This window comes from Photobacterium sp. 270122K (assembly GCF_059941365.1).
In genome coordinates this window covers 152,514-174,914 of the sequence record NZ_JBPOEN010000003.1, presented here as the reverse complement: position 1 = coordinate 174,914, position 22,401 = coordinate 152,514, and the positions used below count along the sequence as shown (strand labels likewise).

Here is a 22,401-nt window from a genome sequence, read left to right as displayed (position 1 = left end):
AATGTATGACGGACAATAGGGGTGATAAGGAGAACAACAGAAAACGGTCTGCCATAGCACGAAAAAAGGCCCGCAAGCGGACCTTTCATTTCAACCGTGACAGTCAATTATTTCTTAAAGAAAGCACGCTTGAGCGCAAGCTCTAACCCGCGCACTTCGGCTAAGCCTTTCAAACGACCGATAGCGGAATAGCCCGGGTTTGTCGTCTTCTTCAGATCATCCAGCATTTGGTGACCATGATCAGGGCGCATTGGAATCAAGCGCGCCTCACCAGCTTGTTCACGACGCTGCTCTTCTTCGAGGATCGCCATCACCACATCGTACATATCCACATCACCTTCAAGGTGTGCAGCTTCATGGAAGCTCATCGGATTGTCTTCACGCTGTGTAGAACGCAGGTGGGTAAAGTAAATACGCTCACCGTGTTGCTTGATCATATTCACCAAGTCATTATCGCCGCGTACACCGTAAGACCCGGTACACATGGTAATGCCGTTATTTTTGCTCGGCACTTCCTTGGTCAACCAATCAATGTCTTCAATGGTTGATACAATACGAGGCAAGCCAAGGATCGGACGCGGTGGATCATCTGGGTGTACCGCCATTTTCAAGCCCGTCGCATCACACACTGGCATCAGCTCAGACAAGAAATGCTTCATATGTTGGCGCAATGCATCTTTATCGATACCCGCATAACGGTCAAGCTGTGCCTGGAACTCTTCCAGCGTGTAGCCTTCTTCCGCACCTGGCAGGCCAGCAATAATATTGCGGGTTAGCTTGGCGACTTCTGCGTCAGACATGTTATTGAAATACACTTGCGCTTGCGCTTGCTCATCCGCAGAGTAATCATTTTCTGCCCCTGGGCGTTTTAAAATATGCAATTCAAACGCGGCAAAAGCAATTTGGTCAAAACGCAGTGCTTTTGACCCATCAGCCATTTCAAATTCCAGATCCGTACGGGTCCAATCCAAAACCGGCATGAAATTATAACAAACAGTATCGATACCGCATTCCGCCAAATTACGTAATGTCTGCTTATAATTATCAATCCAGTGTTGGAAGTTACCGGTTTGTGTTTTTATTTCTTCATGCACAGGCACGCTTTCAACAACAGACCACGTTAGGCCTTTTGCTTCAATAATCGCTTTGCGCTTTAGAATTTCATCTTTTGTCCACACTTCACCATTAGGAATATGGTGCAATGCATTCACAATACCCGTTGCACCAGCCTGACGAATATCATCAAGCGAGACAGAATCATTTGGGCCATACCAACGCCACGTTTGTTCCATGACAATCACCTTTTAACAGACAGACTTAACCCGCTCGATAAGATTCGAATTAAGTATTTTTTGACTTTAAATAAACAATTAAACGGTGTTAATTGCCTTCAAATAAAGGCCAATGGAATAATTGGCCGATATAATAGAATGTAACTAGTTTTCTCCACCAAGGAGAACAACGGGGTTTGAGCTAAATAAATACCCATCAAAATTAGGATCATCGATATCCGAGAGATCTAATAACCGTTGCTTTACATTTTCAAGGTGTTGCCACATGGCGTTTTTGGCCGCAATCGGATCTTTGCGCTGCATTGCAGCCAAAATGCGTGCATGGTCTTCCAGCCATTCTTCACGATAAGCCTGATCAGTGATGCGCGCGTGCAAGGTTTTCCACATAGGGCTTTGCTCTCGGCGTTCCCAAGAATGCTTGAGCATATCCACCAGCACGGAGTTCTGGGTCGCTTCGGCAATACACAGGTGAAATTGTTCGTCACCCACACACTCTTTGGAACCGCTCGCGAGCTCTGTGCGCTCTAGTTTCAGCGCCGCACGCATTTTTACAATGTCCCCAGGTGTCACCTGAATCGCCGCAAATTCAGCAATATTACTTTCTAATAATTGCCTTGCCTGCAACATTTCAAAGGGGCCTGCATCATCGCTGATCACATTTTCACGGCTGTTCGACAGATTCGGAATATTGAGGACATACACACCCGAGCCTTTTTTCACCTCAACCAGATTTTCTAACTCAAGCATGATGATGGCTTCGCGAACAACAGTACGGCTGACATCCAGTCGTTCTGCAATATCGCGCTCTGGCGGTAGGCGATCGCCCACTTTATAGTGCCCATCAATTAATTCTCGTCTGAGTATTAATCCTAACTCTTGATAAGGTCGTTTAGGTTCAAAAGGCATCATGATGATATTGTCACTCTTTTCCATTACACTCATATACGTCATCATAATGACCAAAATAAATTGGTCAACCTCTATATTTATATTGTAGCAACACCTTGCGTGTTCTTTGCTATATTCTTAATTACTGTACAGCTTGGATACGTTCAATAAGCAAATTCAGAGACGGATTTGACTTTTTAACATCGTCATACATTGGCTGAACCGCTTTAACGAATGCCGCTTTATCCGTAGAGACAAATTTCACACCCAACTTTTCAGCTTTCGCACGTTCTTTGGCTTCTGATTCCGCCCACAATGTTTTCATGACTTCCATCGAATTCATGGCCGCTTGCTTGAGTGCCTTACGGTTTTCTTCAGACAAACCATCATATGCTTTGGTTGAAATAACCAAGACATCCGGCACCATTGTGTGCTCATCTAGACTAAAGTATTTCGACACTTCACTGTGACGGCTCAAACTGAATGATGGAATATTATTTTCTGCCGCATCAACAACACCCTGCTGAAGTGCCGTATACAGCTCACCGTAGGCCAGTGGTGTCGGGCTCGCACCTAGCGCTTCTACCATGCTGATAGCAGATGGGCTTGGCTGCACACGCACCTTCATGCCTTTAAGATCGGCCGGTGTCATGATCGGTTTTGATGTATAGAAGCTACGCGCACCCGCATCATAATACGTTACACCAATGAACCCACTCTCACGGGAAGACGCCAGAATTTCTTCGCCCACTTCCCCCTCTTGCACGTTGTAATAGTGGCTCTGATCACGGAACAAGTACGGCATGTTGAACGCAGAATACGCCGGTGCAAAGGCTTCAAGCTCTGCAGCATTGGTTTTTACCATGTCCAACGCACCATTTTGCATCAGTTCCATCGACTCGCGCTGGTTACCTAGCTGCGCATCCGGATAAATACGAATACGCACTTCGCCGTTCGTCAATTTACGCACTTCTTTTGCCATGTGGTCCATCGCTTTATGGACAGCGTGATCACGTGGGTTGTTATGGCTAAGCTTTAACGTGGTTGTCGCATAAGCGGATGCAGAAGCACCGAATGTGAGTGCCGCACCGATCACAGCAGTTAGCAGACTTTTACGCGTCATCATTCTTATGTCTCCGTGAAATTGGTTATCCATTGTGTAGGGTATGTTTGAATACGAAGCAATATTGGCGCGAAAAACCGTCACCGTCAAAGCAATAAATCAAATTGATTGACCAATATCACACATCCACCCCCAAAATTGGTCAACCAATCTAATTGTGAACAAGATCACATGACATTTTATGATTCATTCATATAATCGCCCACCAGAACTTGCATATTTGATAGAAAGTGTCATTAGCATACATTTTCTTTGGTTAACCAAATGGATTAATCAATAGCATCAGCCATGCGACCCATGATGATAAGGAACGTAAAATGAACAAACTGGTTGGTTATATAAACCGAGGGTTGTCGGTTTTTACCGTCTCACTCTCTAGCTTCTTGGTTGTATGTGTCATCTGGCAGGTGCTTTCTCGCTATGTCATTGGTAAACCCAGTACCGTCACGGATGAACTCGCTCGCTACTTGTTTATGTGGGTCGCCCTGATTGGCGCGGCATACACCACCGGCCAAAAACGTCACTTGGCGATTGACCTGCTCACCATGAAACTGACGGGTAAACGCAAACTGATTAATGAAATCGTAATTCAAATCGCCATTGCCGTGTTTGCCTTCATTGTATTGGTTTACGGTGGCACGAATTTAGCACTGAAAACCCTGTCCACCGGACAGCTCACTCCCGCACTGGGCATGCAGATGGGTTACATCTACTTCTGTCTTCCAATCAGTGGCTTATTGATGATTTTCTACTCGACAGTATTTGGTTTAGACAAAGTGAGCCAGCTGACATCGGGGAAACCTCTTCTTACTGAAACCCAGCAAAACTAATTAAAAAGGATGTCTACAATGGAATGGCAACTCATTCTCACACTATTTGGTAGCTTTGCGGTTCTCCTGACTTTCGGGATCCCAGTGTCATTCGCTATTGGTCTTTCATCATTAGCCACCATCATGATGAGCCTGCCGCTTGAGCCCGCGATTGCGGTTGTCGCTCAGCGTATGGCAGCCGGTCTGGATAACTTTGCCCTGTTGGCTATCCCGTTCTTTATTCTGGCGGGTAACATCATGAACCAAGGCGGTATCGCTATCCGTCTGATTAACTTCGCTAAAGTACTGGGTGGACGTCTTCCTGGCTCACTGGCACACGTTAATATCATGGCGAACATGATGTTTGGCTCGATTTCAGGTTCAGCGGTGGCGTCAGCTGCAGCGGTGGGCGGTACCATGTCTCCCTTGCAGAAAAAAGAAGGCTACGATGAGCACTTCTCTGCTGCGGTGAACATTACCTCTTGCCCAACCGGTTTGTTGATCCCGCCAAGTAACACACTGATCGTATTCTCATTGGTGTCGGGGGGTACCTCTGTTGCGGCCTTGTTCCTTGCTGGTTACATCCCTGGCATCTTGATGGGCCTAAGCCTGATGGCAGTGGCCGGTTACATTGCGAAAAAACGTGGCTACCCAGTCGCCGCCAAACCGACACTTGCTCAGGTTTGGGATACATTCATCAAAGCCATGCCATCACTGCTACTGATTGTGGTCATCATGGGCGGCATCATCGGCGGTATTTTTACCGCGACGGAAGCCTCTGCTATTGCGGTTGTCTACACCTTGGTACTTGCCGTTGTGTTCTACCGTGAAGTGAAGATCAAAGATCTGCCTGGCATTATCCTTGAATCAGCGGTTACTACCTCTATCGTGCTTCTCTTGGTTGGTGCCTCAATGGGTATGTCATGGGCGATGGCGAACGCCGATATCCCTTACATGATTGCTGACGCCCTACTGGCGATTTCTGAAGACCCACTGATGATCCTGCTTATCATCAACCTGATCCTTCTGATTGTCGGTATCTTCATGGACATGACACCAGCGGTATTGATCTTTACGCCTATCTTCATGCCTATCGTTCTGGACTTGGGTGTCGACCCTGTTCACTTCGGTATCATGATGACCTTCAACTTGGCCATTGGTATCTGTACACCGCCAGTGGGGAGTGCGCTGTTCATCGGTTGTTCGGTGGCAAAAGTCTCTATCGATAAAATCATCAAGCCATTGCTTCCATTCTACGCCGCCTTGGTTGCCGCGTTGCTGGCTGTCACCTTTATCCCTGAACTGAGTTTGTTCCTACCGCGCTTGGTGCTCGGTTACTAAGTTCCAGGTTCTAGGTTCTAGGTTCTAGGTTCTAGGTACGCATCGCAACAGCATAAAAATAGAACAACGATCTTTCCTCACTCTCCTATTTCGCAACATCCCGCTAGCGTCAACCTAGCGGGATAAAGGACGCCAACATGAAGAACATTGCAAACAGCCCGATTAACCCTCAAGTCATCCGTGCAGCGTACGATCGCAGCGCACTGCAAAGCCGTATCGTTCACTTAGGTTTTGGTGCCTTTCACCGCGCTCACCAAGCCCTATTCACCAATGAGATGCTGGAAAAAACCGGCAGCAATTGGGGGATCTGTGAAATCAACCTGTTCGGTGGTGAAGAACTGATTCAACAACTGCGCGAACAAGACCACTTGTACACCGTGGCCGAAAAAGGCGCTGAGCGCACCGACGTTAAACTGATTGGCTCTGTGACCGAATCCCTGCACCCGGTACTTGACGGTAAGCAAGCCGTACTGGAAAAAATGGCAGAAGAACAAGTCGCTATTGTATCCATGACCATCACGGAAAAAGGTTACTGTGCCGACCCTGCAACGGGCCGCCTAGACAAGAACAACGGCCTGATCAAAGCCGACCTTGCACACCCACGCGAACCCGATTCTGCGATTGGCTATATTGTTGAAGCACTGCGTCTTCGCCGTGAGCGCAATATCACCCCATTCACCGTCATGTCATGCGATAACGTACAAGAAAATGGCCACGTTGCCCGTGCCGCCGTGCTGGATTTTGCCAACGTCGTCGACCAAGAACTGGCTGGCTGGATTGAAGCCAATGTGACCTTCCCTTGCACCATGGTTGACCGCATCGTTCCTGCTGCAACACCAGAAACACTGGCAGAAATCGCACAGCTTTTGGGTGTCGAAGACCCATGCGGTATCGCATGTGAACCGTTCCGTCAGTGGGTGATTGAAGACAACTTTGTGAATGGCCGTCCTGAGTGGAATGTCGCCGGTGCAGAGTTTGTGTCTGACGTGGTGCCGTTTGAAGAAATGAAACTGCGCATGCTTAATGGTAGCCACTCCTTCTTGGCTTACCTTGGCTACTTGGGCGGCTATGCGCACATTTCAGACACCATGACCAACGAAAACTACCGTAAAGCGGCTTTCGATATGATGATGAAAGCACAAGCCCCTACCCTGAATATGCCTGAGGGCACGGATTTAGAAGGGTATGCCGCGCTATTGATCGCTCGCTTCACCAACCCAAGCCTGAAGCACCAGACTTGGCAGATTGCGATGGACGGCAGCCAGAAAATTCCACAGCGTATGGGCGGATCTCTACGTCACCACCTTGCACAAGGGACGGATTACCCATGGCTGGCGATGGGTATTGCAGGCTGGATGCGTTACATCGCCGGTGTCGATGAGAATGAGCAACCGATTGATGTGCGTGATCCAATGGTTGAGCAATTTCAGGCGATCTACGCAGAACATGGCATCAACACGTCTGTGGTGAAAGCCATTCTGGGTATAGAGGCGATCTTCGGTACTGACCTGATCAACAACGACGAGTTTGTGACAGCCGTGACGAAAGCCTACCAGCTGATCATCACCAAAGGCGCACGTGCTGCAGTTGCCTCTCTGTAATTGACTGAATACCGACGCCGGACGGTGACGTCCGGCGTACTGCTTGGAGCAAAACATGAAAACCTTCCTTTGTGACGATTTCCTTCTTTCCAATGACATTGCGCGCCAGTTGTACCACGACCACGCCAAAGACATGCCGATCTACGATTACCACTGTCACCTTAACCCACAGGAAGTGGCACACGACCGCCAATTTGCCAACCTTGGGCAGATCTGGTTGGAAGGTGATCACTATAAATGGCGCGGCATGCGCTCTGCCGGTGTCCCAGAAGCGCTGATCACGGGCAAAGCGAGCAGCGATTTCGATAAATACATGGCATGGGCGAAAACTGTCCCACAAACATTGGGTAACCCGCTTTACCACTGGAGCCACCTTGAGCTTCGCCGCCCGTTCGGTATTACGGGTAAGCTGTTTGGCCCAGAAACCGCAGAAGGGATCTGGCACGAGTGTAACGAGATGCTGGCCTCCCCGGAATTCTCAGCGCGTGGCATCATGAAGCAGATGAATGTGGTGATGGCGGGCACGACAGACGACCCGATCCATTCGCTGGAATACCATAAAGCCATCGCCGAAGATGACAGCTTTGATGTGGAAGTCGCACCAAGCTGGCGTCCTGATCGCGCGTTCAAAATTGAACTGCCGGGTTTTGCCGAATACATGCAACTGCTGGGCGAAGTGGCTGACATTGAAATCACCCGTTTTGCCGATCTACTGACGGCCCTTGACCGCCGACTTGACCACTTCGCCGCTCATGGCTGTCGTGCGGCGGACCACGGCATTGAAATGGTGCGCTACGGTAAGGTACCAGCAGAAACGACCCTTGATGCCATGATCACCCGCCGTCTGCAAGGTGAAACGCTGACGGAAGACGAGGTAGACCAATTCAGCACCGCCGTTCAAGTGTGGCTCGGCAAGCAATATGCGAAACGTGGCTGGGTCATGCAGCTTCACATTGGTGCCCAACGTAATAACAGCACCCGTATGTTCCAATTGCTTGGGGCGGATTGTGGGTTTGACTCGATTGGCGATCGTCCCTTTGCCTTCCAGCTGGCGTCACTGCTTGATCAGATGGATATCACCAATGAGCTACCAAAAACCATCTTGTACTGCCTGAACCCGCGCGATAATGAAATGATGGCAACGATGATCGGTAACTTCCAAGGCGGCGGTATCGCCGGCAAAGTCCAGTTTGGTTCCGGTTGGTGGTTCAACGATCAAAAAGACGGCATGCAACGCCAGATGGAGCAACTGTCTCAGCTGGGTCTGCTCAGCCAGTTTGTCGGTATGCTGACTGATTCGCGTAGCTTCTTGTCTTACACCCGCCACGAATATTTCCGTCGCATTCTCTGTAACATGATCGGTCAGTGGGCGGCTAACGGCGAAGTCCCAAATGACATCAACATGTTAGGCAAGATGGTTCAGGATATCTGCTTCCATAACGCCAAAACCTACTTTCAGCTACCGGGAGAACACGCATGAAGCGTATCGCGCTGATCGGCGAATGCATGATTGAACTCAATGGCGCCCCTTTTGGCGCCATGACGCAAGCTTACGGTGGCGACTCACTCAATACCGCCGTTTACTTGGCGCGAACGGCTGGCCAGTCTGTTGCGATTGATTACGTTTCTGCGCTAGGTTGCGATGCCATCAGCAACGGCATGATCGCGCGCTGGCAAGACGAAGGCATCAACACTGACGTAGTGCTGCGAGATCCTACCCGCCAACCGGGGCTATACCTGATCCAGCTGGATGACCAAGGCGAGCGCACGTTCTTGTACTGGCGTAACCAGTCTGCTGCCCGTTACATGATGCAGCACCCTGATTTCACCACCGTCACTAAACACCTTGAAACCGTTGATATGGTCTACCTGAGCGGGATCAGTCTGGCTATCTTGCCTGCCGATGATCGCTTACGTCTGATTGAATTACTGACCCAACTTAATCATCAAGGCATTGCGATCGTGTTTGACTCCAACTACCGTCCTGCCCTGTGGGAAAGTGCTGATGTCGCGCGTGCATGCTACACCCCGTTGTTAGCGATCACCGATCTCGCACTGGTCACTAACGATGATGAAACCGCGCTTTGGGGCGATGATGACGAAGAAGCCACACTGGCTCGCCTCAAGGTTGCAGGTGTTAGAAAGGCAGTGGTGAAGATGGGGCCAAAAGGCAACGTCTATGAAGATTTCACCACAGAAACGCGCACATTTGTCCCTACAACGCCGGTCAAAACGGTTGTTGATACCACCTCTGCCGGTGATTCCTTCAATGCGGGTTTCCTTGCTGGCGTCCTGACCGGAAAATCACCGGTGCAGTGTTCAGAGCAAGGCCACCAGCTTGCCGGTATCGTGATCCAACATAAAGGCGCGATTATTCCCGCGTCCGCCACAGCGACAATTAATTTTAATGTTCCAACCGAAAAGGAAGCCCAATAATGAGCACGATTGCCCAGCAGCTTGCTGCCATCAAAGTTATCCCTGTTATCGCCATTGATCGCGCCGAAGATATCATTCCTTTGGGTAAAGCACTGGCTGAAAATGGTCTGCCTGCGGCGGAAATCACCTTCCGTTCCGATGCAGCTGTTGAAGCGATTCGCCTATTGCGTGAAGCCCAGCCGGACATGCTGATTGGTGCCGGTACGGTACTGAACCGCGAACAAGCCATTGCGGCAAAAGAAGCCGGCGCAACCTTTGTGGTATCACCGGGCTTTAACCCTAACACCGTCAAAGCCTGCCAAGAGATCGGCATTGATATCGTCCCTGGCGTGAACAACCCGAGTGCCGTTGAAGCGGCGATTGAGATGGGCATCACCACACTGAAGTTTTTCCCCGCGGAAGCATCCGGTGGCATTAACATGGTGAAGTCCCTACTGGGGCCTTACACGCAGATCCAGTTCATGCCTACGGGCGGTATCAACACGAAAAACATCAATGAGTACCTAGCAATTGATCGCGTGTTTGCTTGTGGCGGCACGTGGATGGTCGACAAAGCGATGATCAACGAAGGGCGTTGGGACGACATTGGCCGTTTAGCGCGTGAAGCCGCAGACTTGGTCGCCTAATCATTCCCTGAGTAAGGCACCCTGCGCAACTGACTCAACGCAGCTAGCTCACAACGACTGATTCAGCACAAAGACAAAGGCTTCCTTCGGGAAGCCTTTTGCTCAGTGACTTTCTCTTCGGTATAGTCACCACAGATATGCATCAAAAAGCACAAGATCAACCAAAGTGCCCATTGCTGCTCGCCACCAAGGATGTTGGTATTCATGCCTGAACTTAATTTTGCACAATGTATCGGTCTCGTCGCTTTTGTGGTGGGTGCGAGCTCATTTTTCCATCAAGATGGTAAACGCTTTCGACTGCATCTGGTCTTTTTCCAGATCATATTATTCAGTCACTTCCTATTAATGGATGCCTTAGCCCCCGCCATCGGTTGCGGGGTGAGTGCCCTGCGCAGTTATGCGTCGACTAAAACCCAATCCACGTCGGTATTGGTGTTCTTTATCCTTCTGCTTTGGGTCATGGGCCTCCCTAACGTCCAGCATCACTATGAGTTACTTCCTCTGTTTGGTACCTCCGTCGCAACGTGGGCCCTCTTTAAAGCAGAAGGTATTCAACTGCGCATGTTGATCATGTTTAACTCATTTTGCTGGTTGATAAACAATCTATTATTAGGATCAATTGGCGGGATAATGATGGAAACCACTTTCATCGTGATGAACATTTTTACTATTTCAAAAATGCTCAAAGCAAGAAAAGCCATAATGTAATCTCACTCATTTCGTTCTGCACGTCTTTGATCCGTGCATAAAAACAAACCCGAACAGAATACTATTCGGGTTTGTCTTTTTGTTTATTTGGTTTATTTGGTTTATTTGGTTTATTTGGTTTATTGGGCGATCAGTTTACCGCCAGACAACTTCATTCCCGGAATAAGCGTCAATTTATCCGCTGACATTTTGTTGCCGCAAGGCAATTGAATATGGTTAACCATCCAGACGACACAACCTTGCGGCAGATTCATCAAACAACGCACCTGTGAATACAAATGTGCATCATGGTATTCACTGGAAACCGCCACAGCACATCCTTGCCATGCGCCAATCACTTGCTCTTGGCTGACAGCAAGATCAAGGTAAAGCATTTCCGGCTCGACATCTTTAATGATTTTCATACAAAGTCGCGTATGCGCCGCGTCATGTTTCTCTATCCATAAGCGATGGGGAATATCCTTATTTTCCCACTCAAGCACATTCATGTCTGTGTTCATGCATTACGTCCTTTTATTATTTATTTGAGATCGGCGGTTCAATTGTTATCACTGAAAATGGGTTGGGTGAATGGCTAAACCCGATTCACGTAACAGAGTATAGCGGAAGAGACTTAATTGGTTGACCAATATTTATAAGTATAGAGAGCAGGATCAACAAAAAGTGAACACCCAGATTGACCTCCAAACGTTCACTTTGTTTAGGGTTGTATCGCGTTATTTATAGCTTAAACCGTGACCAAACGGATACAGCGTATCGGCTTCTGGGTAACCCGGTAAATCCGACAACTGATTGATAATCGCTTCCGCACTATTTGCCAGAGCAAACGGCAATTTACCTTGCGGATTAAACTCACCCGACACCACATCAAGCAACGCGGAATCGGACACACCGAATGTCGCAATGATAGCGCCCGCATCCTTTAGCCCGCTCTCTTCATCCAACACAAAAGGCTGACGGAAGTTGATGGCAAGCACGGTTTTTTCCGCACCCACTTCATTCATTACAGCCTTAATGTCCGCTAAGCTTGGACTGATTTTCCAAGATTTCGCTGCCGCCATGTCTGTGAACGCGAGAATATCCAACTCGTCAGGGTTTGCTCCGCCATACACCAAATGGGAATCAGCGCCTTCATTGGTCACAAACACGCGGATCAGCGCAGCGTCTGCCCCATTAGCAACAGGACGCTGGGTGCCTTCGTCATAGTCACCGGCCACAACGTCATACCCTTGCGCTTGGGCTAGTTCTGCATTCACTCCCAGGGTGTACAGCGTCAGTGGATTATCGACCGATGTAGGCAGTGGTAATGTCGCCTTCAGGCTACTGTCTTCTTTGTTCGACAGCAAAACCACCGACTTACGCTGGGCATACTCAGCACGCTCTTGGTATTCTGGCTTACCTAACGTCTTATCAGCAATATCAGGGTCGACATACGCATTTTCAAATAGTCCTAACTGGAACTGTTCTTTCAGCAAACGTACAACCGACTCATCAATGCGATCTTCGGTGACGAGCTTTTTCTCGACCAGTTCGACGATCATAGAACCATCTTTAAAGCCAGATAATACATCGGCGCCCGCATCAATCGTTAACGCAACACGCTCTAGCTCCGTTTTATGCTCCACGCCCCATGGCGTCATAGAAATAATGCCGGTATCCGTATTCACATACCCATCGAACTTCAAATCCTGACGCAACAGTTCTGTGACTACCCCTTTAGAGAATGACATGCCAACATCGTTCGGCTTCACATCCTGATCAACAGGAATGCCGTAATACGGCATGATCGACCCAGCACCCGCCTCTATCGCTGCGATAAATGGCTTGAGGTGATAATCAAAATTGTCCCCTGCATAGTTTTGGTTTTTACCAAAATCATAATGGGGATCACCGCCATTTTCTTGCGGGCCACCGCCTGGGAAGTGCTTGATAGTCAGCGCAATACTGTTCTCGTTAACCGTCTCGCCCTGCAAACCAATCACTAATGCCCGCATGATATCAGACGCCAAGTCAGCATCTTCCGTAAAGGTTTCATGGACACGGTACCAACGCGGCTCTGTCGCTAAGTCCATCATGTAACCATACATACTGCGCAAACCAATGGATGACCACTCATCATTCATGATGTGTGAAAACTCGGTGATCAACGCCATATCGCGAGTAGCTGCCAGCCCCGCTTCTTTCGGCCAGGCAGAGAATGCCCCTGATGCCACATTGATCCCCGCCTTTGCTGTCGGATCTATGTGGTTACGGGCGTTGGATTTAAACAAGACCGGAATACCGTGTGGCGTCAGTTCTGCCATTAACTGCATCGCATTCATGTATTTCGCCGCTTGTGTGGGGGTAATATCAAACCCACTTCGACCCGGTTCGCGATCATTGTTCGGTGTTTCTACAACAGGATTACGGAAAATAAAGCGTGTCATGTGCTGCCGATTCACCAGATCAGCCGCATCATCGGTAGGCATCCCTCCCACGTCTGAATTTAAAGTATCAATCAGCATCATCCCGGCTTTTTGTTCAAGGGTCATGCGCGTCACCAAATCCGCAGCGCGATTTTCGGGTGTTAGCCGCCAATCTTCATAAGGCTCAAGTGTGCCGTTACCGTTTGCATCACGGAACTGGTAATCCTCCACCTTGATAATGGCGTGTACTTTTGATTGTACCTGCGGTTGGACAAGATCATCCTTGCCATCGTTACTGTCAGACGATGAATTACAACCGGCTAAAATCAATGCGACAGCGATAGGCGCTAAAGTAAAATGTTTGCTGTTCATGGCTTCCCTTAGGATCGTTATTAGACGAGGTACACACGCATCCTATCCACCACCAAACAATTGGTTAACCTATTTATGCTAATTTGCAGATCAAGATCAACCAATAAAATAAATTGGTTTACATTGATCACGATTTGATTAAATACGCCAATTGCTCCGATCAAACTACCGACAAGCTCACAGACTGAAACGCATCTTATTGATAGGAATAAAAATAACTGGAAGGAATATCAATACCGCTATGTAACATCGTGTTATCCCGTCTTCTATGACGCGACACTCCCCATCACATTCCCTTCAAACAGGCTCTGCATAACAGGACACAAGCAAACCGCTATACTCTTACCAAGCAATCCCCTCACCCAAAAAGTACATTGCACGATGCAGGTGCCGTATTGATGCACAGGACGACCACACTGAATACGTAACCAAGGCTGTTATATGTATATTGAATCCTTCCTTGATTTGCTTTCCATCTACCTGATTCTTTTGCTGATTTTCAGCACAATTGTTACCATGTTTGAATGTGGCTACCAACTCGCGCAGCGCTTTCCTGCTAAGCAAATGAGTGGCGCTATCAGCCCGATGGCGACCGGTTTAGCCAGCCTGCTGGCCTTTATCTTGGCCATTACGTTCAGCATGGCCGCTGCGAAATCAGGCGATAGAAAACAACTGGTACTGGCAGAAGCCAATGCCTTAGGAACAACGATACTGCGCACCGCCCTGCTGGCAGAACCATACCGCTCGCGTAGCCGCGCGTTATTACGCGAATATGTGACGATTCGCGTGGTGGAAGATCCTGAAAAACCCAAAGAAGCGGTGAATCAGATCATTGTTGACAGTGAGGCCTTGCAGCTCAAACTCTGGAATGAAGCGATTCAAGCGCATGAAACGACCTCGCCAGAATTGCTTTTGTTGTATATCAGCGCGCTCAATGAGGTCATCGATATTCATACCGAACGCGTCAATAAAGGCTTTAGGGGGCGAATTCCTATTAGTATTTGGTTTACGCTCGGCTTGCTGACCTTTCTGACGGTGGCTTTAAATGGGATTCAAGTCGGAGCAGAAAATAAAGGCAGAGCATTGGTCGCCGCGCTGCCTTTTGCATTGGCCTTTTCGTTAGTATTGACCTTGATTGTCGAACTCGACAGACCCGAGCGCAGCATCATTGAAATCAGCCAACAGCCCCTGATTGATTTACGTGATAGCTTGGATAACGTGCTTTCCTCTGACCTCGGACAGCAAGTGCCGATCAAAGGCCAGCAAGCGTCAGATTAAGCGAGAAGTTTCGCTTGATAGCGGCGACGCTGCTCTTCCGGATCCGTAAGCTGACAGGTCGAACAATGCTTCTTGCCATCCAACTTATATTTCAGACAACACGTTTCACGTCGAACGTAGTACACCGCCATCGGCGCTCGCGCAGCCACTTTTAATGCGTTTAATGTTGCGGTCTTAGGTAACAGAGACTGTAACCAGCGATCAGCATCAGGCTGTAATGCTTCAAGCAACACACTGTCTGCACCGTCTTGGGTTAATTTCTGAAACACCAAACCCACCGCATAGCCCCAATGTCCCCAAAATAGCGTACGATTTACTTTCTGTGCTTTGAAATACGGCGCCATGTATTGGCCCAGTGCCACCAGCAAAGAAGAAAACTGCGCATCTAACGCGGCTTCTGATGCCACCACGCGCGCTAAAGGCGATCCCGCTAACGGATCGGTCGCCAAACAATAAAAAGGAGCGTCATCGGCAATCGATACCGCTTTCACTTTGCCTTTTGGTGACAGCAAAATATCTATTGTGTGCACATCGAAGTGCATGACACGCTGAAACTTAAGGCGCAATGCGGCCATACCAGAAAGCAGATGTGCAGTAAAACCTTTCAGCCACAATGATGCCCCCACAGCCTGCTGTGTCTGGGTATCTTGGCAAAACAATGTGATCACTTGTGAACAGCGGTTGTCTAACCACTCCGCCAGTTTTTCCCCTTGTTGACCGGTTTGCAAGCGGAAAAAAGGCTCACGTTGAGTGAGCCAATCAAGCTGCGCATGCAAGGAACACGTGTCAGGTTGTCCCGGCCAAAACGGGCGCATCTCAGTACTTATATTCATTATTTTTTCTTATACCAAAAGTCATTCAAACAACACCAACCCTTCCACAATCCCTTTAAGGCATTAAATAGAATGGATTTTATAAAACAAAGAGCAAAAAACAACCACCTATAAAATAATGCAAGATTTATACGCACCTACAGCCAAGCAATCCAACATGATGCATAATATTTGTGTCAATATTGATAAGAAACACACATCATATATTGATAGAGATCACATAAGTGGTCTTTTCCGCTCATATGCATCACACTAGCCATTTTATATTTTGACATGATTCGTTATATTTCACGCCAAGCTTCGGCGCAAGCTTATATAAATGGCAATATATGCCTATAAAAACATACCCACTGGGTATTCTAGGTTGATTTAGGGACAAAACAATGAGTCAGGACGCGAAGCTAGTCAGAAAACGACTTAAAACACAGACGCAATCTGTATTAAGTAAAGCGAAAGATTCATTTTTGCAAAACTACAAAAAAGCCGCTTAGCGGCTTTTTTAGTTTTCAGCGTGGTAAGATTACGCCCGTTTATCAACGTTTGTCTACATCCCCACTGGGGGCATGCCTCAGATAACCGCTAACTCATCACCCATAAGGTCATAAAAGCCTCCACGGACATCGCTTCAAGTTTATGTTGATCACTGCAGACCATCGAGATAGCCTCACACCGTGCGGCAGGGAACCGCGTTTGCACGTTTTGCTCAAACTTATGAACAAGCAACGGCATACCTTCATCACGGCGACGACGATGACCGATGGGGTACGACACCTCAACCTTATCGCTGGCGGTTCCATTGGTAAAAAACACTTGTACTGCATTGGCGATCGCCCGTTTATCAGGATCCAAATAGTCTGCACTGTACTGTGCGGCTTCGTTAATCACCATCTTATCCCGTAATTGATCGATCCTAGCATCGGCCTGATGACAACAGTCTTCATAATGTTCGGCAGTCAGATCGCCATACAGCAGACCAATCGCAATCATGTACTGCAAGCAATGGTCCCGATCGGCAGGATTCGCTAATGCCCCAACCTTCGAGATGATCCGAATCGCCGACTCATGAGTCGTCACTTCTATCCGGGCGATATCATCCAATCGACCCATAATCGTTGGATGTAAGGCGACGGCACATTCCACCGCCGTTTGAGCATGAAACTCCGCAGGATAGCTGATTTTAAACAGCACATTTTCCATCACGTAGCTACCTAGCGGTTGCGGTAACGTTATCTTTTCACCATGAAAGAGCACATCCTCAAAGCCCCATGTCGGCGCCGTTAACACCGACGGTAATCCCATTTCCCCTTTCATGGTCATCATCGCCAATCGCACGGCACGTGATGTGGCATCCCCTGCTGCCCACGATTTTCGCGACCCCGCATTGGGCGCATGCCGATATGTCCGCAGTGCACCACCGTCAGCCCACGCTTGTGATAACGCCGCGACAACCTGATCGCGATTACCCCCCAACATGTGGGTGATCACCGCCGTTGAAGCCACACGCACCAGCAAGACATGATCCAGCCCCACCCGATTAAAACTGTGGCTCAGTGCCAGTACACCTTGAATTTCATGTGCCTTTATCATGGCGGTGAACACATCCCGCATGCATAAAGGGGGGTTACCTTGTGCCACCGCCGCGCGGCTCAAATAATCTGCCGTTGCAAGGATCGCCCCCAGATTATCTGACGGATGGCCCCATTCTGCGGCGAGCCAGGTATCGTTGAAATCCAACCAGCGGATCAAACAACCGATATTGAAGGCCGCCGCGACCGGATCTAACTCATATGCCGTGCCGGGGACACGCGCACCATGCACCACCGTGGTGCCAGGTACCACCGGCCCAAGGTGCTTGCAGCATTCAGGGAAACGCAGTGCCAACATACCGCAGCCCAAGGTGTCCATCAGGCAATAGCGGGCGGTTTCATAAGCAAGGGGGGAATCAATGTCGGTATTAACAACATAATCCGCGATAGCCACTAATAGGGTATCGGGATCGGGGCGATCATTCCTGTCCACATTCTGGTTCATTCTGACCTTCCTTTTCGCTGTGACGGTACATCCAGTCCCTGCTCATACGCGTGATACCCCAAATGCTGGTATAACGCCTCGCGGGTTTGCATGGTATCCACCACTTGGCGCTGATGACCATCTTGTAATACGTGGGTATACACATTAAGGGCGGCTTGGTTCATGGCGCGAAACGCTGACAAGGGATACAGCACCATGTCGACACCGTGATCGGCAAGCTCGGTGGTGGAAAACAGCGGGGTCTGACCAAACTCGGTAATATTAGCCAGTACAGGCACGTTGACCGCTCGGGCGAACTGTTGGTATTGCGCCAACGTGTAGATCGCTTCAGGAAAAATCATATCAGCGCCAGCATCGACGTACGCACAGGCTCGCGCAATGGCGGCCTCCATCCCTTCGACAGCCAAGGCATCCGTGCGCGCCATAATGACAAAATCCGGATCGGTACGGGCATCAACCGCCGCTTTGATGCGATCAACCATTTCAGAAAGGGGCACAATGGCTTTATTCGGGCGGTGACCACAGCGTTTTTGGTCAATTTGATCTTCAATGTGCACCGCTGCAACGCCACTGCGTTCCATTTCCTTGATGGTGCGGGCAATGTTCAATGCCCCGCCAAAACCGGTATCAATATCGACTAATACGGGCAAGGTTGATGCAGCAGTGATACGCCGTACATCAACCAATACATCGGATAATGCCGTCATGCCGAGATCCGGCAAGCCGTACGACGCATTCGCCACCCCTGCGCCCGATATATATAAAGCGTGATGACCTGCTTGCTCGGCCATCATGGCGCAATAGGCATTGATCGCGCCCACAATTTGTAACGGATGATGGGTGGCGACAGCGTGTTTAAATCGTTGTCCGGGACTGTTCATAACACCTCCCTGTTCGTGGTGTAAAATTAACCACATACAAAGAAAACGTAGTCATCTTCGCGCATATTGACAACTTTATAACAGCGCAATACTTTTATGCCCCACAAAACAAAAACGGCAACCTCTCGGTTGCCGTTATGCATTTTATTCTCTTGTACCGTGAACGAGTTAGACCACCATCACGATGACGCTTTCACTTCTTTTACTACAGGCGAAATACTGTCGACCAAGGTTTCACCTTGCGTCTCCGCGGAAGCTGTTACTGGTGCTGATACTTTCGGTTTTCGCTGCGCCAGTACAACCCCTGTCAGTACCATCATGCCACCGACATAATGATACTGGGCAAGTTGTTCGCCCAGCGCAACACTCGCGATGATCGCCGTAAGCACCGGCATTAAGTTCATGAACATCGCAGTACGATCTGCCCCCAGCACTTCAATGCCTTTCATCCAGCACCACGGTGCAATCACCGATGCCGGGATCGCGGCATACATGATCAAGGGGAACGATTCGCCTGTGATCGCCATGCGTTCACTGCTCAGTAGCATCGGCGTTAACATGGTAACGGCAAGCACACCCTGCACGTACACTGACTGCCAGTTTGTCAGCGGCATTTTCCAGCGCTTCAGCAACACGCAATACAAGGCATAAACAAATGCCGCCAGCAGTACGAGGCCATCACCTTGTGAAATACCCTGCTGGGCCAAATTCAAAATATTGCCTTTGCTGAGCATCAGCACCAACCCAGCCAATGACAGTACCGCCCCCACTACACCGACAATGCGCATACGCTGCCCCAACAACGGTACACTCATGAACATGCTGATCAAAGGCACCAACGACACAATCAATGCCATGTTAGTCGCGGTGGTTGTGGCCGCCGCAAAGTAGCCCAAAGATTGGTTAAGCACCATGCCCAACAATGCCAAGAACGCCAGTTTCGTCAGATACGGTTTAATGATGTCACGGTTACGCCAGACTGACGGCAAAACAAACGGCGTTAATACCACCATGGCGAAAAACCAGCGATAAAAGGAAATGGCGCCAGGATCAATCACGCTAACGGACAACTTATTGACGATGGCATTCCCTGACCAGATGATCACGGTCAGTAAAGGAAATAGATAAAACATGGTGTGCCTTTTATAAAATACTCGTGATGAAGGACTCATCGAGTACCTATTGTTACACGTCAGATTAGAAATAAATATCTCTAAAAAGACATCATAACGCTATGGTCAGACACAGGCAGTTAAGTCGCCCGTTCACGCAGCACTTCTCTGCTTTTTATCAGGCCAGCCCATCCAACTAATACACTGATATTAAAGTAGAAACTTAAGTAACAGAGAGAGATGTGCGTCATTCTTTCCCAACAAGAAAGAGTGATGCACCTCACAGGAAAACGATTGTTTTACACGCGCGACATAGCACAGAGGAACATGCTACACCGTGGCTTCAACACCGAGTGGCTCGGCGGCAGGTAACCAATAAAACAGACTTTCAAACACCTCACTCTGGCTCGGTTTTTTACTGCTTCCTGTCATCCTCGCATAATGGTCAATCAGATGATCCACTTTAGCTAATGGGTAATAAGGTTCATCAATCCGACGCCATACTGGCGAATGATCGATATAAAAATGTACCGCATTCACCGCTTCATCGAACGCGTCATGGGTCGAAATTTGCCTTGGACCATCCCACGAAAAACTGTCGAGCACATACACCCCAATGACACCCGACTCTTCATAACAAAGCTCATCAATAAAAGGGACGTTCCACCAACGTTTCAGCTCCGCTTTATTGCGATACTCATTCAATTTTTCCTCACAAGGAAAGGTATCCTTGCTATCCCGGGTACGTACCGGAATACGACATGTTGTGAAATGCATAGCCAACCAACTGCATAGTAATATTTTTTATCGCGCCATAGTAGTGAGCCATATGCGTATGTCAATGCACGAAACACAGAACTGTGTACATACCTTCCATAATTAAGTAACAATTTGAAACATTTTTCGTGTATGCAAGGGGCGTATTTCGAGAGACAGGAACAAGGTAGAGTAAAAGCAGGTAAATGGGACGAAAAAAGGCAAACTAAATAACGATGGAAATATCACGGAGAGGAGACAAGGCATGAAGGCCGCTTGCCTTTTACAACGAAAACAAAGGCAAGCAGGAACGTGGATTTAAGTAGGTACGTTATTCTGGGATGAACATGGTTTTGGCAAGACGTGCAAGGTTATACGCATCGTCATAGCCCGAATGCTGCCGGCCTTTCCATTCAATACCCGCAATTTCCATCGCAGCACGTTGACCACAGCGGCGGTTCGGCACATGGCGCTGCAAACGGAACAAGGTCGCCATGTTTAAGTATTCATTGAAAGGAACTTGTAGGCCTTTCGCTTTGCATTCTTTGCGTAAGATCAGATCATCACGGCCCCACGCGGCATAAATCTTATGGCGACCGCCAAACTTCTGCTCAATCGACTTAAGGATCACTTCCAACGGCTTGCCATTTTTCTCGATAACTTCCGGCTTAATGCCTGTCAGCTCCGTACAAAATGGCGATATTTCATCATGTTCTGGTTTCACAAAATGCTGTGCACGTCGGACAATTTCACCGTTTGTCAGATCAAGTTCTGCCACACCAATCTCAATGATCTCTCCGGTTCTTGACTCTCGGCCATCATTCCAACAGCACATTTCGAGGTCAAAACAGACAATACGATTAAAATTCATTTCACTTCCAGACATCACACTAAAACTGGCACGAAGGATAGCACTAAGGGGGTGTGGTCAGCAAAAATTGATCGAGACATTCGTGCGACAATTCCCTACATCAGCCCTACTTAGCCCTACTCTTCCCAATAAGCAGGACTGCCGTAGTACGCACTGAAATAGTCAATGAACGCGCGCACTTTTGGCGCCAACAAGCGTGAACTTGGGTACACCGCCCAAATCGCCGATTCCGACGCTAACGGGTAATCTTGCAGGATGTGCACCAATTCGCCACGCTGAAGTTGTTGATACGCACTCCATCGAGAATTGATAGTGATGCCGATGCCATTCACACACGCATCCCGAATCGCATCCCCATTATCAGAACGAAAAGTGCCTTTGGTTTTCACACTCACGCTGCCTTCAGGCGTCGAAAAGACCCAGCTTTCCAACCCCGCCAAATGAATACAATTATGATTGCGCAAATCATGGGGGGTATGAGGCTCTCCCCATTGCGCCAGATAGTCAGGGGATGCGCACACAATGCGCTGATCGGCAGCCAATTTACGAGCAATCAACGTCGAATCTTTCAATTCAGCATTGCGAATCGCCACATCAAAGCCGCCTTCTACCATGTCCACGATGGAATCAGAAAAACGGCAATCAACCGTTAAATCTGGGTAACGGGTCATGAAACCTTTCAACCCCGGGATTAAATGCAAACGGCCGAACGACGCTGGGGCGGTCACACGTAACACCCCGCTTGGCGATGCACTCCCCGCCCCCACAGATGCCCGTGCCGCTTCTACACAACCCAGTACTTCTTCTGCATGGGGTAAAAAGGCTTCCCCTTCTTCGGTCAACGACACTTTGCGGGTAGTACGGTGTACTAAGCGCGTCCCCAAGCTTTCTTCTAGCTTATTAATGTGCGCACTGGCAACGGCAGGCGACAGCCCGAAAGCTTGTCCGGCCAAACTGATATTGTGGGTAGAGGCTAATCTGACAAATAATTTGAGATGTTCTACGTTCATTTCTTATTATCAACAAAAACTAAAAAGT

The 22,401-nt window shown here is 48.7% G+C and carries 20 protein-coding genes; 8 read left to right on the top strand and 12 right to left on the bottom strand.

The annotated features are described in order from the left end of the window. Positions 1-107: 107 nt before the first annotated feature. The 3 genes from uxuA to ACSF8W_RS06830 all read right to left on the bottom strand — a co-directional run bounded on the left by uxuA (position 108) and on the right by ACSF8W_RS06830 (position 3,306). Positions 108-1,292 carry a mannonate dehydratase gene (uxuA, locus tag ACSF8W_RS06840; RefSeq protein ID WP_500846180.1) on the bottom strand — a complete coding sequence of 395 codons (1,185 nt, stop codon included), beginning with the start codon at positions 1,290-1,292 and terminating at the stop codon, positions 108-110. A gap of 144 nt (positions 1,293-1,436) precedes the next feature. Further along, positions 1,437-2,225 (bottom strand): FCD domain-containing protein, encoded by a 789-nt coding sequence (locus ACSF8W_RS06835; protein ID WP_428479616.1) that lies wholly within the window; start codon positions 2,223-2,225, stop codon positions 1,437-1,439. A 97-nt stretch (positions 2,226-2,322) separates the two neighbouring features. Beyond that, positions 2,323-3,306: a TRAP transporter substrate-binding protein gene (locus ACSF8W_RS06830; protein ID WP_428479615.1), complete on the bottom strand. Its 984-nt coding sequence runs from the start codon at positions 3,304-3,306 to the stop codon at positions 2,323-2,325. 314 nt (positions 3,307-3,620) lie between these two features. Here ACSF8W_RS06830 and ACSF8W_RS06825 point away from each other — a divergent pair, with 314 nt between their 5' ends. From ACSF8W_RS06825 to ACSF8W_RS06795, 7 genes are all read left to right on the top strand, one after another. Then, entirely contained in the window at positions 3,621-4,133 is a 513-nt protein-coding gene (locus ACSF8W_RS06825; RefSeq protein ID WP_428479614.1) for a TRAP transporter small permease, read from the top strand. Between the two features lie 18 nt (positions 4,134-4,151). Further along, positions 4,152-5,453, top strand: coding sequence for a TRAP transporter large permease (locus ACSF8W_RS06820; RefSeq protein ID WP_500846178.1), 1,302 nt, complete (start codon positions 4,152-4,154; stop codon positions 5,451-5,453). A gap of 137 nt (positions 5,454-5,590) precedes the next feature. After that, positions 5,591-7,054, top strand: coding sequence for a fructuronate reductase (locus ACSF8W_RS06815; RefSeq protein WP_500846176.1), 1,464 nt, complete (start codon positions 5,591-5,593; stop codon positions 7,052-7,054). Between the two features lie 55 nt (positions 7,055-7,109). Then, positions 7,110-8,534, top strand: a complete 1,425-nt coding sequence (gene uxaC, locus ACSF8W_RS06810; protein WP_500846174.1) for a glucuronate isomerase — start codon at positions 7,110-7,112, stop codon at positions 8,532-8,534. Continuing rightward, a complete protein-coding gene (locus ACSF8W_RS06805; RefSeq protein ID WP_500846172.1) occupies positions 8,531-9,490 on the top strand; it encodes a sugar kinase in 960 nt (319 codons plus the stop codon). Before uxaC ends, ACSF8W_RS06805 begins: the two co-directional genes overlap by 4 nt. Continuing rightward, positions 9,490-10,116 (top strand): bifunctional 4-hydroxy-2-oxoglutarate aldolase/2-dehydro-3-deoxy-phosphogluconate aldolase, encoded by a 627-nt coding sequence (locus ACSF8W_RS06800; RefSeq protein WP_500846170.1) that lies wholly within the window; start codon positions 9,490-9,492, stop codon positions 10,114-10,116. Before ACSF8W_RS06805 ends, ACSF8W_RS06800 begins: the two co-directional genes overlap by 1 nt. 204 nt (positions 10,117-10,320) lie before the next feature. After that, positions 10,321-10,824 carry a YgjV family protein gene (locus tag ACSF8W_RS06795; protein ID WP_500846168.1) on the top strand — a complete coding sequence of 168 codons (504 nt, stop codon included), beginning with the start codon at positions 10,321-10,323 and terminating at the stop codon, positions 10,822-10,824. A 119-nt stretch (positions 10,825-10,943) separates the two neighbouring features. Here ACSF8W_RS06795 and ACSF8W_RS06790 read toward each other — a convergent pair whose 3' ends face one another. Next, positions 10,944-11,324, bottom strand: coding sequence for a hypothetical protein (locus ACSF8W_RS06790; protein ID WP_500846166.1), 381 nt, complete (start codon positions 11,322-11,324; stop codon positions 10,944-10,946). A 216-nt stretch (positions 11,325-11,540) separates the two neighbouring features. Further along, on the bottom strand, positions 11,541-13,601 hold the full coding sequence (locus tag ACSF8W_RS06785) for a glycoside hydrolase family 3 protein (protein WP_500846164.1): 2,061 nt from the start codon (positions 13,599-13,601) through the stop codon (positions 11,541-11,543). A gap of 441 nt (positions 13,602-14,042) precedes the next feature. Between ACSF8W_RS06785 and ACSF8W_RS06780 the strand changes: the two genes are divergently transcribed. Beyond that, positions 14,043-14,879: a bestrophin-like domain gene (locus ACSF8W_RS06780; RefSeq protein WP_500846162.1), complete on the top strand. Its 837-nt coding sequence runs from the start codon at positions 14,043-14,045 to the stop codon at positions 14,877-14,879. On the opposite strand, the gene ACSF8W_RS06775 is transcribed toward ACSF8W_RS06780, so the two are convergent. The 7 genes from ACSF8W_RS06775 to ACSF8W_RS06745 form a co-directional block, all read right to left on the bottom strand. Further along, the gene (locus tag ACSF8W_RS06775; RefSeq protein ID WP_500846160.1) at positions 14,876-15,712 is read right to left on the bottom strand and encodes a (2Fe-2S)-binding protein; all 837 of its coding nucleotides are present in this window, start codon (positions 15,710-15,712) and stop codon (positions 14,876-14,878) included. The two genes, ACSF8W_RS06780 and ACSF8W_RS06775, sit on opposite strands and share 4 nt — an antisense overlap. Before the next feature lie 579 nt (positions 15,713-16,291). After that, positions 16,292-17,743 (bottom strand): bifunctional 2-methylcitrate dehydratase/aconitate hydratase, encoded by a 1,452-nt coding sequence (locus ACSF8W_RS06770; RefSeq protein WP_500846159.1) that lies wholly within the window; start codon positions 17,741-17,743, stop codon positions 16,292-16,294. Beyond that, positions 17,740-18,624 carry a methylisocitrate lyase gene (prpB, locus tag ACSF8W_RS06765; protein WP_500846157.1) on the bottom strand — a complete coding sequence of 295 codons (885 nt, stop codon included), beginning with the start codon at positions 18,622-18,624 and terminating at the stop codon, positions 17,740-17,742. Before prpB ends, ACSF8W_RS06770 begins: the two co-directional genes overlap by 4 nt. Before the next feature lie 179 nt (positions 18,625-18,803). Next, a complete protein-coding gene (locus tag ACSF8W_RS06760) occupies positions 18,804-19,757 on the bottom strand; it encodes a DMT family transporter (RefSeq protein ID WP_500846156.1) in 954 nt (317 codons plus the stop codon). 309 nt (positions 19,758-20,066) lie between these two features. Continuing rightward, complete coding sequence (locus tag ACSF8W_RS06755) at positions 20,067-20,513, bottom strand: hypothetical protein (RefSeq protein WP_500846154.1); 447 nt, start codon at positions 20,511-20,513, stop codon at positions 20,067-20,069. 310 nt (positions 20,514-20,823) lie between these two features. After that, positions 20,824-21,363, bottom strand: a complete 540-nt coding sequence (locus ACSF8W_RS06750) for a 3'-5' exonuclease (RefSeq protein ID WP_500846152.1) — start codon at positions 21,361-21,363, stop codon at positions 20,824-20,826. A gap of 116 nt (positions 21,364-21,479) precedes the next feature. Beyond that, entirely contained in the window at positions 21,480-22,373 is an 894-nt protein-coding gene (locus ACSF8W_RS06745) for a LysR family transcriptional regulator (RefSeq protein WP_500846150.1), read from the bottom strand. Between the last annotated feature and the right edge of the window lie 28 nt (positions 22,374-22,401).